The following is a 12,925-nucleotide window of genomic DNA, read 5'->3' as shown; positions in this document are numbered from 1 at the left end:
ATGGATCAATTCGAAGTGGTGGTGTCGAAGACCGAAGCGCGCACGCCGCGCATCCGCGAGTTCGTGCTTGCGCGCGCCAACGGCGCGCCGATGCCGGGCTGGGCCGCCGGCGCCCATATCGACGTTCATCTGCCCGATGTCGGCCGGCGCTCCTATTCACTGATCGAGACCAATTCGCCGCGCGCGGCCGAGCATCCGACCAGTTACCGCATTGCCGTCCTGCAGGAAAGCAAGAGCCACGGCGGCTCGCTTCAGATGCATGGTCTCAAGGCCGGTGATCGACTGACGATCTCGCCTCCGGCAAACAATTTTGCTCTCGCCTCCGGCGCCGGCGAAGTGGTCCTTGTCGCAGGCGGCATCGGCGTCACGCCGCTGCTCACCATGGCCTGCGAGCTGAGCGCGACGCAACGGCCATTCTCGTTCTATTACGCCGGGCGCAGCCGCAGCGAACTTGCGTTCTCCGACGAAATTCAGCGCCTCGCCTCCGCCAACGCAATCATCCACGCCGACGACGAAGCCGGCCGGTTCTTCGATCTCGAAGGCCTGATGACCCGGCTTGCACCCGATGTACCGCTCTATCTCTGCGGACCTCTGCCGATGATCGAAGCGGCGATCGCGCTGGCGAAACAGCTGGATTGGCCGCCGGGCCGGCTGCATTTCGAAATATTTGCCGCACCCGAGGAGAAGTCCGGCGACAGCAGTTTTGAGGTCGAGCTGAAGAGCAACGGTCGCATTTACGAAATTCCCGCCGGCAAGACCATCCTGGATGTGCTGATCGAGGCCGGCGAAGACCCGTTGCATGACTGCAAGCGCGGCGATTGCGGAATCTGCCAGACCGCGGTGATCGAGGGCGTCCCGGACCATCGCGATTATATCCTGAGCGATGCCGAGAAGGCGTCGAACAAGGTAATGCAGATCTGTGTTTCGCGCGCCAAGACCAAGCGACTCGTGCTCGACCTGTGATGGAGGAACGCATGCCCCGATACGCCGGCAACTCCGCGGCGATCCGTGCCCTGGTCCGTGACCAGGAGGTTCACCGCGATGTCTATGTCAGCGAGGAGGTGTTCCAGCTCGAGATGGAGCACATGCTCCCGAACAGCTGGGTCTATGTCGGCCACGACAGCCAGGTGCCCAATCCGGGCGACTATTACGGCACCACGATCGGCACCCAGCCGGTCCTGCTGGTCCGTCACACCGACGGCACGGTGCGGGTGCTTCACAATCGTTGTCCCCACAAGGGCACGCGCATCACGTCCGAGACCTGCGGCAATACCGGAAAATTCTTCCGCTGCCCCTACCATGCCTGGAGTTTCAAGACCGACGGCTCGCTGCTCGCGATCCCCCTGAAGAAGGGTTACGAGAACACCGGCTTCGAACAGAGCGAGGCCGCGCGCGGCATGACGCCGGTGCGCCATGTCCGCAACTACCGTGGCTTCGTGTTCGCCAAGATCAATGACGGCGGGCTCGATTTCGAGGCGTTCTTCGGCGACAGCCTGTCGAGCTTCGACAACATGATCGACCGCTCGCCGGCCGGCCGGCTCAAGGTCGCCGGCGGTGTGCTGCGCTACATGCACAATTGCAATTGGAAGATGCTGGTCGAGAACCAGACCGACACCTGCCATCCGATGGTGGCGCACGAGTCCTCGGCCGGAACCGTGGTCGAGGTCTGGAAGAAAGCCCCGCCCGGCACCAAGAAGCCGATGGCGGTCGAGATCATCGCCCCCTTCATGAGCCCATATGAGTTCTTCGAGAACATGGGCATCCGGATCTGGGACAATGGCCACGGTCACACCGGCGTGCACCATTCGATCCATTCGGACTATTCGGCGGTGCCCGGCTACTTCGAGAAGATGACGGCAACCTATGGCGAGGACCGCGCCAAGGCGATCCTGAACGAGAACCGGCACAACACGGTGTATTTCCCCAACATCATGATCAAGGGACCGATCCAGCTGTTACGACAGTTCAAGCCGATCGCCGCCAACAAGACGCTGGTCGAGTCCTGGACGTTCCAGCTCGTTGACGCACCCGACATGCTGCTCGAGCGCACGCTGATGTACAACCGTCTCATCAATGCACCGACCTCCATCGTCGGCCACGACGACCTCGAAATGTATGAACGCGCGCAGGAAGGCCTGCATTCGAACGGCAATGAGTGGGTCAATCTGCAGCGTCTCTACAGTCCCGACGAAGCCGGTCAGACCAATGTGGCGATCAACGGGACCAGCGAATGGCCGATGCGCCACCAGTTCCGGGCGTGGACCAAGTTCATGACGATGGGGATGTGACATGAGCATGGTAGCCGAGGTCCCTCTCATGAGCGCCGCTCCCACCGATCAGGAGTTGATCGACTTCGTGGTTCGCGAGGCCCGGTTGATCGATCAGCAGCGCTTTGACGAGTGGCTCGATCTGTACGCCGATGACGCCTTCTACTGGATGCCGCTGGAATGGAATCAGACCGATCCGCGGCTGACCTGCTCGCTGATGTACGAGGACAAGCTGCTGCTGTCGATCCGGGTCGAGCGGCTCAAGGGCGCACGGACCTTCAGCCAGAAGCCCAAGAGCCGCTGCCATCACGTGCTGCAGACCCCGCAGGTCGATTCACGCGATGTCGACGCCAACAGCTACGTCACCTGGACCCCGATGCACTATGTCGAGACCCGCCATGACGAGCAGACGCTCTATGCGGCCTGGGCCACCCATCGTCTGAGCGTCGAGAACGGCCGGCTGAAGATCAAGCTCAAGCGGGTCGACCTGATCAATTGCGATGCTGCCTTCGGCAACATCCAGCTCTTCATGTAGGGAACGATGAGCGTGGCCAACTACACGGCAATCGTCAGCGGCGGCAATACCGGCATCGGCGCCGCGATCGCGCGAGGTCTTCTCGCCGACGGCTACGACGTGATCTCGCTGTCGCGGCGAAAGCCCGACTGGAGCCATCCGAGGCTCGCCTCATACGAGGTCGATCTGCTCGATGGAGTGGCGACACGCCAGGTGGCCGCTGACATCGCCGCGAAGGTTGCGATCACCCATGTCGTCCACAATGCGGGCGCGATCCGCGCCAAGCTGCTGGAAGAGGTCGAGGACGAGGACGTCGGCGCCTTGGCGCAGCTGCATTTCGGCGCCGGAATTGCGCTGGCGCAGGCAGCGCTGCCGAGCATGAAGCAGGCGCGCTTTGGCCGCATCGTGCTGTTGTCGTCCCGCGCCGCGCTGGGGGCTACCACCCGCACGGTGTATTCGGCCACCAAAGCCGGCATCATCGGCATGGCGCGGACATGGGCGCTGGAGCTCGCGCCGTTCGGCATCACGGTCAATGTCGTGGCTCCGGGCCCAATCGCGGACACTGAAATGTTCGAGAGCGTGATGTCGCCGGAATCCGAACGCGCGAAAGCGCTGGCGCGGTCGATTCCTCTCGGCCGCCTCGGCAAGTCCACCGATGTTGCGCGCGCGGTCAGTTTCTTTAGTTCGCCGGATGCAGACTTCATTACCGGGCAGACGCTTTATGTCTGCGGCGGAGCCAGCATCGGGTCCATTTCCATCTAGGTTCGGTGAGACGCAGCAATGGATGCCACGACCAAACGGAAGGTCAGATCCCCGAAGAGTGCACGCCCGCCACCGCTGCAGCCGGTCGGGCCGGCACACGAGTCCGACGGCGCGCATCTCGAGCTGCGCATCTGGCTGCGGCTGCTCTCCTGCACGACCCGGATCGAAAAAACCCTGAATGCCCGGCTGCGCAAGGAGTTCAACACGACGCTGGCCCGCTTCGACCTTTTGGCGCAGCTCGAGCGCAAACCTGGAGGTGCGACCATGTCTGAGGTTTCGCAGCTCTTGATGGTTTCGAACGGCGCCATTACCGCGCTGGTGCAAAAGCTGGAAGCTGACGGCTTGATCCATCGCGAGGTCGATTCCGAAGATCGCCGTACCTTCCGCTTGCGTCTGTCGCAGGAGGGCGCAAGGGAATTCGGCCGGATGGCGCGACGGCATGAGGAATGGGTGATCGCCTTGATCGGGGAGCTCTCGCCAGTCGCGCAATCAGACCTGCTGCAACACCTGACCTTGCTCAAGCGCCGCCTGGACAAGCACACCTGACGCGGACGCCACAAGCGATCGCCAATCTAACCGGGCCTGGCGGCAACTTCGTCACACGGTTGTCGGTTACACGCTGACGTGCCGACTGCCTGTTTCCACAGGACTTGCTGCGAGAGGCTGGCGGTCAAGGATGAAGTCAGCCCCCTTCTCCGCAATCATGATCGTTGGCGCGTTGGTGTTTCCAGAGACCAGCCTCGGCATGACGGACGCATCGATGACCCGCAGCCCTTCAACGCCGCGAACACGAAGACGATCGTCGACAACGGCCAGCGGATCCGAGCCCATTTTGCATGTGCCGACCGGGTGATAGATGGTTTCGGAGGTTTGCCGGACGTAGCGGTCGATGTCTGCGTCCGACGCCGCGCCAGAACCCGGCGCATATTCTTGTCCGCGATAGAGGTCGAACGCCTTCTGGGCGATGATCTCCCGGCCGATCCGGATGCCGTCGCGCATGTTGCGCACGTCCTCCGGTGCTTCCAGATAATTCGGCTGAATCGAGGGATGCTGCAACGGATCGGCCGATTTGATCATGATGCTGCCGCGGCTCTCTGGGCGCGCGATGTTGAAGTAGGCCATGAAGCCGTGCTCATTCGTGATCTTGCGGCCATGATCGCTGTACATCAAGAGAACGAAGAAAAACTGCAGGTCGGGCGCGATGAGATCGGGTTTCGATTTGAGGAACGCCATCGCTTCCAGGCCGTGCGACGTCGCGGGGCCCGTTTTGGTCAGCACGTACTGAATAAAGGCCTTGGTGGCTCCCAACGGCTTGGTGTGCTTGAGGAACGAGATCGGCTGGGTGCACCGCTGCTTGACGCCGCAGGCGAGATGATCCTGCAGGTTCTGCCCGACCCCCTTGAGCTCGCGGACGACCTTGATGCCGAGCGACCGCAGATGGTCGCCATCGCCGATTCCCGACAATTGAAGCAGTTGCGGCGAGTTGATCGCGCCCCCCGCCAGGATTACCTCACGTTCGGCCCTTAAGGTATGAACCTGACCATTCCTGATGTACTCGACGCCGACCGCGCGCCCGCCCTCCACGAGCACACGTGAGGCGAGCGCTTTTGTGATCAATTTGAGATTGGGGCGGTTGAGGATCGGGTGCAGGTAGCAGCGCGCCGCACTGGCGCGTTGATTGTCGGCGATCGTGCTGTCGACCGGGCCGAAGCCTTCGAGTTCGGCGCCGTTGAAATCATCCGTCGCGCGGAAACCCGCTTGCTTGCCCGCTTCAAACCAGGCCTTGGTCAGCGGATGGGTTATTTCCGGCAGCCGGCTCGTCCGCAACGGACCGTCGCCGCCGTGATAATCGTCGGCGCCGGCCTGCCGCCCTTCCGACCGAATGAAGTATGGCAGGCAATCGCTGTAGGACCAGCCGCGATTGCCGAGCTGAGCCCACAAGTCGTAGTCGGAGGCATGGCCACGGATATAGACCATTCCGTTGATGGAGCTCGATCCTCCCAGCACCTTCCCGCGCGGCCAAAACAGCACGCGGTTGTCCAGATGCGGCTGCGGGTCCGTATGGTAATGCCAGTCGACGCTCCCGGACTTCATCAGGGCGAGATAGCCCGCCGGCATGTGGATGAAGGGATTGGTGTCCTTGCCGCCGGCCTCGAGCAGCACGACATCGTTCTCCGGAGCTGCCGACAAACGGTTTGCCAACACGCATCCGGCCGATCCAGCGCCGACGATGACGTAGTCCACCATGTTTCCTCCGTCTTCTTGTCTGGACAGATTGGAGTCCGATCGGGCGAACTAGGCGCGCATCAGCGGGCGAGGCCTGACCTCGGCCGGGCCGTTGATGACCCTGCCCGTCGCGGGTTCGAAAAGGCGAACCCTGTCGAGGGCGGGTACCAAACTGATCTCGTCGCCCGGCGACAATTCAATGCGGTCCTGCGTGATCGAACAGACCTCCTGCGCACCGGCTTCGGCATAGATGTGAATTTCCGGGCCTGTCGGCTCGACGACGGAGACCTTGGCGGGAAAGCCTGTACCAGCAGCGCCCGGCCGCAGATGCTCGGGCCGGATGCCGTATTTGACGATCTGACCGGCACTGACATTTGCATCCGAGGGCAAGGGCAGCGTCACGCCGTTGGCGCGCAGCACCGGGCGCCCCGCCTCGGCGGCGACCTCGCCGGTCAGGACATTCATCGCCGGCGACCCGATGAACTCGGCGACGAACAGATTTGCGGGATGGTCATAGATCTCCAACGGCTTGCCGATCTGCTCGATATCGCCGTCGCGCAGCACCACGATCGTATCGGCCATCGTCATGGCCTCGATCTGGTCATGGGTCACATAGATGGTGGTGGTCGCAAGCTTGTGATGCAGTTCCTTGATCTCGGTTCGCATCTGCACGCGCAGCTTCGCGTCGAGATTCGACAGCGGCTCATCGAACAGGAATACGGCCGGATCGCGCACGATGGCGCGCCCCATCGCAACGCGCTGACGTTGGCCACCGGACAGCTGCTTCGGCTGGCGATCGAGATAGGGTGTCAGGTTGAGGATAGAAGCGGCCCACTCCACCTTGCGCCTGATTTCGGCCTTCGGAACCTTCTTGAGCTGCATCGAAAACGCCATGTTGTCGAACACGCTCAGATGCGCATAGAGCGCGTAGTTCTGGAACACCATCGCGATGTCGCGATCCTTGGGATGCAGATCGTTGACCAGGACGTTGCCGATGCTGACCTGGCCCGATGTAATCGGCTCGAGCCCGGCGACCATCCGCAGCAATGTCGACTTTCCGCAACCGGAAGGTCCCAGAAGCACGACGAATTCGCCGTTGGCGATCGAGAGATCGATGCCGTGCAGCACCTCGAACTTGCCGTAGGACTTGCGCACGTTGTTGATGGTGACCGATGCCATGGCTGGTTCTTCTCCTTACGCGCCCGTCCTCGCCGACAAGATTTGTTCCACGATTTCGACAAACCCCGCGCCGCCGCGCTTGCTGGCGATGAAGGCCGGCGTTGCGGGCATCTCTCCTTCGAAATCCCGTACGTTCGCAACGCCGCAGGCGTAGGGGAAGAAGCCGAACATCGGCGCATCGTTCGGACTGTCGCCGCAGAACACGATGCGGTCCCTCGCCGCGTCGAGATCGAGCCCCAGCCTTTCGCGCAGAAAGATCCGGGTCATGGCCAGCTTGTCGTAGCTGCCGAACCATCCGTTGACGTGGATCGAGGAGACCTTGGCGATCCCGCCCGCGCTTTCGAACAGCCCGACGATCCTGTCGACCGCGGCGCGCGGCAGCGGCGGCACGTCCTCGCAGACATCGATCGCAAGGTCCGCCTCACGATAGAGCTGGTCGGCCGAGATCGCAGCACCGGGCACTTCGGAAAGAATTCGCTCGCCGAGCGCCAGCAACCGGCGCCGATTGGCGGCGCGCTCGGGCTCGCTTGCGATAAATTTGCGAACCATCTTCCGCGCCACCGGATCGTGCCGGAAATAGAACGCGCCGTTCTCGCCGATCACGCCGTCGACCGGCCAGAACCGCGCAATCATGTCGCACCAGCCGGCCGGCCGGCCGGTGACGGGAACAACGGCGAGGCCGGCGCCCTGGAGCTTTCCAGCGCGGCATAGGAAGCCGCGGGGAGCTGGCCGTCGGTGGTCAGCGTATCGTCAATGTCGGTCAGGATGCAGACGATGCGGCGAGCGGTCTCCGCAGGAAAGCTTGCGATGGGCTTCACGACGGTTTGCCCTCCGCAAACGACGCAAGCCGGGCATTCCAGTCAAGCAGCCGCGGCCAGAGGTCGGCATGGATGGCGCGCAATTCGGCGTAGCGTGCCACATTCTTCGGTTCGGGCCGGAATGTTCGTGCCGGCGGCCTCGTCATCGCCGAGGCGGCCTCGGCGATGGTGCCGTACCAGCCGGCGCCCTTGGCCGCCGCGATCGCCGCGCCGAGCGATGAGGCTTCCCGCGCGGTCGAGCGCGCAACCGGGCGGCCCGCGGCATCGGCCAAAATCTGCAGCCAGAGATCGCTGTCCGAACCGCCGCCAATCGCCGAGAACTGTCCGATCTCGCCGCCGGTCGCCGCCGCGATCTTCTCGGCCTGAGCGGCAACCTCCAGCGCGATGCCTTCGAGCAAGGCACGATAGATCGCACCGCGCCGGGTCGAGCCCGACAATCCGGCGATCACGCCGCGCGCATAGGGATCCCAATAGGGGGTCATGCAACCGAGCCAGTAAGGCAGCACCACGACGCCGCCGGCCCCGATTGGACAGATCGCTGCTTCCGCTTCGAGCGCCTTGAAGACACTCAGTTGCGCCGTCGCATCGATCCCGAACATCTCGCGCGCCATCCAGTCGACCAGGAACGTGCCGGTGCGGATGCACTGCTCGTAGATGTAACCGTCGTCGCACACCGCCTTCTCGGTGCGGAAGGCGCGGTCATAGGCGTAATTGCGACCGTAGCTTCCCGAGACCACCGCCGTCCCGAGATTGATGTAGGCGCTGCCTGGAGAGGTGACGCCGGCGCCGGTGCTGGCGCACTGGCCATCGCCACCGCCGGCAACGACCGGCGTTCCCGCCGACAGGCCGGTGAATGCCGCCGCCGCGTGCGTCACCTCCCCCATCCGCGCACCCGGCGGCATCAGTGCCGGCAACTTCTCGATGGCAATGCCGGCGGCATCGAGGATCTCGGCTGACCAGACGTTGCGCGTCATATCGAGTAGCCCGGTCGGATCGGCCGAGGCTGTCGATGTCCGCCATCGACCGGTCAGGCAATGCGTCAGATAGCCGTGGACTTCGGCAAAGCGCGCGGCGCGCGCGAAGATCTCCGGCTCCTGCTCCGCCATCCAGATGATGCGGTAGAGGCAGGGCAGTACATCAAGGGGCTTGCCGGAAATGGCATGAACACGCTCGGCTCCGAACGATTTGCCGAAGCGCACAACCTGCGGCCGTGCCCGTTCGTCGAGCCAGGTCATGCCGGGCCTGATTGCAGTCCCCTCCTCGGTGAATGCACTGAAGGTTTCGCGTTGATTTGAAATCGCAACCGCAGCGATCCGCTCGGCACCGACCTGGTCGGTGATGCTGCGCAAGGCAGCCGCGGTCGAATCCCACCACTCGTCCGGGTTCTGTTCGAAGTATCCCGGCTGCGGATTGGCAAGGCCGATCGCCTTGCGCCCTTCGGCCAATGCACGTCCGCTGCGATCCCAGGCGATCGCCTTGGTCGCCGAGGTCGAACTGTCGATGCCGATCACCAGATCTCTGGACATGCCATCTCAATTCAATTGGCGCGGAGGCGACCAAGGCCGCCTCCGCAAAGTCTAGCTCCGCGGGACCCAGAGCATTCCGGTTCTGGTTGGATCAGAATCGAAGCTCGGGATCGTTGTTTTGACGCGTTTTCTTCACACCAACCGGGTGTCCGCTTCGCTCGAAAGCGCTCTAGAGCAGACCGGCATCCTTAACTTGGGCATCGATCTGCTTCGCGAGCGCGTCCATGCACGCCTTCGGATCGCCACCATAGGCCTGGCCCGTCAGCAGCTTGCCGAGTTCGGTTGGAATCTCGTTGGTCGACAGGCCCGCCCACAACGCCATGTGCGGCTCGGTCGCCATCGCGTTGTCGATCACCCACTTCACGGTCTCCAGATGCCGCGTGGTGCCCGCGCCGACCTTGGCCTTCGCCTTGACGCGCGGATCGGCGAACGAGGAGTTGCGCATCGGTGCGAAGCCGCCGAGCAGCGTGCAGCGTGTCATGATCTCCTTGCAGCAACCCCACTGCATGAAGATCCACGCGGCCTCCTTGTTCTTGGAGTATTTCGACAGCGAGATGCACGAGCCGCCCTGATGGCCAAGGTTCGGCTGCTCGTTGAAGCCGGCTTCGGAGGCCGGGCGCAACTTCTTGGCGGTCAACGGCTTGGCAGGCTCCCACAGGCCCTTGACCTTGGAATCGTCGGCATCAAGGCCCGGGAAGAACTCGTCCCAGCTCTGCGCCAGCGCGATCTGGCCCGAATGCATCATCTCGAACTGGCCGTCCCAGGTCGATGCCGTCGAATTCGGCGGCGAGACCTTCAACAGGTCCTGGTACCATTTCAGGCCGGCAATGCCCTGCTCGTCGTTGCCAGAGAATTTCTTGTTCTTGTTGAAGATCGAGCCGCCATGGCCCCACACCGCCTGGCTCCAGTCGCACTCAAGCGAATAGTGCCCGGATTTGGCCTGCAGGCCGGTTCCGAAGATGCCGTTGCCCTTCTCGGCCTCGGTGATTTGCCTGGCGGCGGCGAGGTAGTCCTCGTAGGTGGTCGGCACCGCGATCTTGTGCTTCTCCAGGATGTCCTTGCGGTACATCAACGTGAAGATCGGAATGTCGAAGGGAATGCCCATCCATTGTCCGTCGACCTGGGCGACATTCTTGACGAGCGGCTTGGAGAAATCGTCCCAATCGAAATCGGGCATCGCCAGTTCCGGCTTGTCCTTGTAGTAGGCGACCGGATCGATGCAATCAGGCTGGAACATCGAGATCCAGGATTGATCGAGGTAGTAGAGGTCATAGGAACCGAGTTGGCCCTGCACGTCCTGCGTCGCCTTGGCGAGCACCTGCTCCAGCGGCACGATCTCGACCTCGACCTCGATGCCGGTCGGATCGGTGAATTCCTTCTTGATCTGGTTGAGGATCACCGAGGGCGGCGTCGATTCCGTCGAATAACGAATCTTGGCGCCTTTGAACTTGCTGCCGACCTCCTTCAGCCATTTGGCCTGGTTGTCCGGCAGGCCGTCGGCATACGCCGGGGTGCCGAGCAGACTGCCCCTGCGCAGGCCGCGCGGGTTACCGAGCATGCCGAGGCTGAAGGCCGAGAATCCGACACCGGCCAGTCCCAGCTTGCGCAGAAATTCGCGTTTCGAGATTTGCCCGTTGGTATAGGCGTTCGCGGTGTCGACAATGAACGTCTGCTGGTCGAATTTCTTGAAACTCATTGCACTCCTCCCGATGTTTGTTGACTTTCTGGTCTCGGTCCGCGCGCCTACTCCTTGAGAGACCCGAGGGTCAGGCCGCGGACAAGCTGCTTCTGGACGAGCAAGATGAAGATGAAGCTCGGGATCACGGCTGTCGTGCCGAGAGCCGCGATGAATCCCCATTCCGAGCCTGTCGAGGTGACGAAGGTCGTGATCCTGACCGGCAACGTTCGTATCGAATTGGTCAGGAACAGCGACATCAGGAATTCCGTCCAAGAGAAGATGAAACAGAGGACGGCGGTGGCTGCGACGCCGCCCTTGACCATCGGCAGGACGACGCGCCAGAAGATCTGCAATCGCGTGGCGCCATCGATCATGGCGGCTTCATCGACGTCGACGGGAACGTCATCGTAGAACGACTTCATCAGCAGCACGGCGATCGGCAGGTTGATCAGCGTATCCACGATGATCAGGCCAAGCCGGGTGTCGAGCAGCGACAGATAATGGAACATGAAGACGACCGGTACGATGATCGCGATCGGCGGCATGAAGCGCTGCGACAGGATCCAGTTCAGATAGGCCTGCCGCCAGCGAAACCGCATCCGCGACAACGCGTAGGCCGCAACGACCGCCAGCAGCAGCGTCAGCGCGGTCGCTCCCACCGCGATGATCAGCGAGTCGATGATGGTTTGGCGGCTGTCATACGAACTCGCACCCCCGACCCCGAACGTGTTGCCGGAATCGATGGCCAGTTCGGCCCGTGATTTGCCGAGCATCGTGACGGCATAATTGACCAGCGTCGGCTTGAAATTGAACCAGACGATCTCGTCCTTGTTGAAGATCGCCGACGTGGGCTTGAACGACGTCAGCGCCCACCAGAACAGCGGAAACATGAACATGCCGACCACGAGCACGGCGGCCACATCGCGCAAACGCTTCTGGAGGAATGTTTCATGCATCAGAACCGCACCTTGAACAGCTTGATGAAGATGCTCGAGGTGACGATCACCAGCAGCAGCGTGAACAGCGAGATCGTCGAGGCGTAGGGAAAGTCGGCGTTCTTGAAATAGATCGTGCCGGCGTAAGACGTCAGCGTCTCGGTCGAGGTGCCGGGCCCGCTGTCCGTCATCACCTTCACGTAGTCGTAGATCCGGAACAGGTCGACGCCGCGGATCAGGACGGCCAACGCGATGATCCTGGAGAGCATCGGCAGGGTCAGGCGGAAGAAGGCTTGGCTCGCCGTCGCGCCGTCGATGGCGGCAGCCTCGAAGGGTTCCTTGGGCAAGGCGCGCAGCCCGGCGAGCATGATCAACACCATGAACGGCGTCCACTGCCAGATATCGGCCAGCAGCACGCCGGCCAGTGCGGAACCGCTGGAGGCGAGGATCGGATGTTGCGGCGACCACAGCCCCAGCGATACGAGGCCCGTGCTCAATACGCCGAACGATCCGTCCAGCATCAGGAGGAACATCATGCCGGTGACGGCAGGCGGCACCACCAGCGGCAACGTCATCAGCGCGCGCAGCAGCCCGTAGCCCCTGCGGTCGCTGTCGAGCAGCAATGCGATGGCAAGGCCAAGGCCCAGTTCGATCAGCAGGGCGCTGATCGTGTACAGATAGGTGTGACCGATCGCGCCCCATACCCGTTCATCGGCGAACAGCTTTCCCCAGTTCCAGGTCGGGTTGAAGACGTTCAGGCGGGTGACCGGGTTGCGCTTGAAGAACGTCAGCCACAGCGCATAGAGCAGCGGATAGACCCCGAACGCCAGGATCAACGCGGTGATCGGCGCCAGCCAGGGAAACGGGTGTTCCGAGGTCAAAAATCGCGGCCAAACCCGGCGACGCTCCGTGCCGGACACCGGCACGTCGACGGCCAGACTTGGCACCTGCTGCGAAACCATTGACGTTTCCTCGCGCATCGCTTTTTCTCGGCGCCGGGCTCTGCGGCCCAGTTCGCTG

General features: G+C 62.6%; 11 protein-coding genes and 1 pseudogene. 5 read left to right on the top strand and 7 right to left on the bottom strand.

Annotation, left to right across the window (positions count from 1 at the left end; all coding sequences use genetic code 11):
* Genes HAP48_RS33520 through HAP48_RS33500 form a run of 5 tightly spaced genes read left to right on the top strand, consistent with a single transcriptional unit; the run spans nucleotide 1 to nucleotide 4,089 of the window.
* Entirely contained in the window at nucleotides 1–963 is a 963-nt protein-coding gene (locus tag HAP48_RS33520) for a PDR/VanB family oxidoreductase (protein WP_166204117.1), read from the top strand.
* 11 nt (nucleotides 964–974) lie between these two features.
* Entirely contained in the window at nucleotides 975–2,288 is a 1,314-nt protein-coding gene (locus HAP48_RS33515) for an aromatic ring-hydroxylating dioxygenase subunit alpha (protein WP_166204116.1), read from the top strand.
* 28 nt (nucleotides 2,289–2,316) lie between these two features.
* On the top strand, nucleotides 2,317–2,802 hold the full coding sequence (locus HAP48_RS33510) for an aromatic-ring-hydroxylating dioxygenase subunit beta (protein ID WP_166204115.1): 486 nt from the start codon (nucleotides 2,317–2,319) through the stop codon (nucleotides 2,800–2,802).
* 12 nt (nucleotides 2,803–2,814) lie between these two features.
* Complete coding sequence (locus HAP48_RS33505; protein ID WP_420869832.1) at nucleotides 2,815–3,543, top strand: SDR family NAD(P)-dependent oxidoreductase; 729 nt, start codon at nucleotides 2,815–2,817, stop codon at nucleotides 3,541–3,543.
* A gap of 18 nt (nucleotides 3,544–3,561) precedes the next feature.
* On the top strand, nucleotides 3,562–4,089 hold the full coding sequence (locus HAP48_RS33500) for a MarR family winged helix-turn-helix transcriptional regulator (protein ID WP_063618910.1): 528 nt from the start codon (nucleotides 3,562–3,564) through the stop codon (nucleotides 4,087–4,089).
* A 66-nt stretch (nucleotides 4,090–4,155) separates the two neighbouring features.
* On the opposite strand, the gene HAP48_RS33495 is transcribed toward HAP48_RS33500, so the two are convergent.
* The 7 genes and pseudogenes from HAP48_RS33495 to HAP48_RS33465 all read right to left on the bottom strand — a co-directional run bounded on the left by HAP48_RS33495 (nucleotide 4,156) and on the right by HAP48_RS33465 (nucleotide 12,867).
* Entirely contained in the window at nucleotides 4,156–5,790 is a 1,635-nt protein-coding gene (locus HAP48_RS33495; protein ID WP_166204113.1) for a choline dehydrogenase, read from the bottom strand.
* Between the two features lie 48 nt (nucleotides 5,791–5,838).
* Nucleotides 5,839–6,948: an ABC transporter ATP-binding protein gene (locus HAP48_RS33490; RefSeq protein WP_166204112.1), complete on the bottom strand. Its 1,110-nt coding sequence runs from the start codon at nucleotides 6,946–6,948 to the stop codon at nucleotides 5,839–5,841.
* Nucleotides 6,949–6,963: 15 nt separating this feature from the next.
* A pseudogene (locus HAP48_RS33485) lies at nucleotides 6,964–7,766 on the bottom strand (HAD hydrolase family protein).
* Nucleotides 7,763–9,292 carry a xylulokinase gene (locus HAP48_RS33480; RefSeq protein ID WP_166204111.1) on the bottom strand — a complete coding sequence of 510 codons (1,530 nt, stop codon included), beginning with the start codon at nucleotides 9,290–9,292 and terminating at the stop codon, nucleotides 7,763–7,765. The pseudogene HAP48_RS33485 and the gene HAP48_RS33480 overlap by 4 nt, the downstream one beginning before the upstream one ends.
* Nucleotides 9,293–9,461: 169 nt before the next feature.
* The gene (locus HAP48_RS33475) at nucleotides 9,462–10,988 is read right to left on the bottom strand and encodes an ABC transporter substrate-binding protein (RefSeq protein WP_166204110.1); all 1,527 of its coding nucleotides are present in this window, start codon (nucleotides 10,986–10,988) and stop codon (nucleotides 9,462–9,464) included.
* 47 nt (nucleotides 10,989–11,035) lie between these two features.
* On the bottom strand, nucleotides 11,036–11,926 hold the full coding sequence (locus tag HAP48_RS33470) for a carbohydrate ABC transporter permease (protein WP_166204109.1): 891 nt from the start codon (nucleotides 11,924–11,926) through the stop codon (nucleotides 11,036–11,038).
* Nucleotides 11,926–12,867 (bottom strand): carbohydrate ABC transporter permease, encoded by a 942-nt coding sequence (locus HAP48_RS33465; RefSeq protein WP_084518305.1) that lies wholly within the window; start codon nucleotides 12,865–12,867, stop codon nucleotides 11,926–11,928. The genes HAP48_RS33470 and HAP48_RS33465 overlap by 1 nt, the downstream gene beginning before the upstream one ends.
* Nucleotides 12,868–12,925: the final 58 nt, after the last annotated feature.

This window comes from Bradyrhizobium septentrionale (assembly GCF_011516645.4).
Classification (GTDB): domain Bacteria; phylum Pseudomonadota; class Alphaproteobacteria; order Rhizobiales; family Xanthobacteraceae; genus Bradyrhizobium; species Bradyrhizobium septentrionale.
This window is presented reverse-complemented; position numbering and strand designations above follow the sequence as displayed.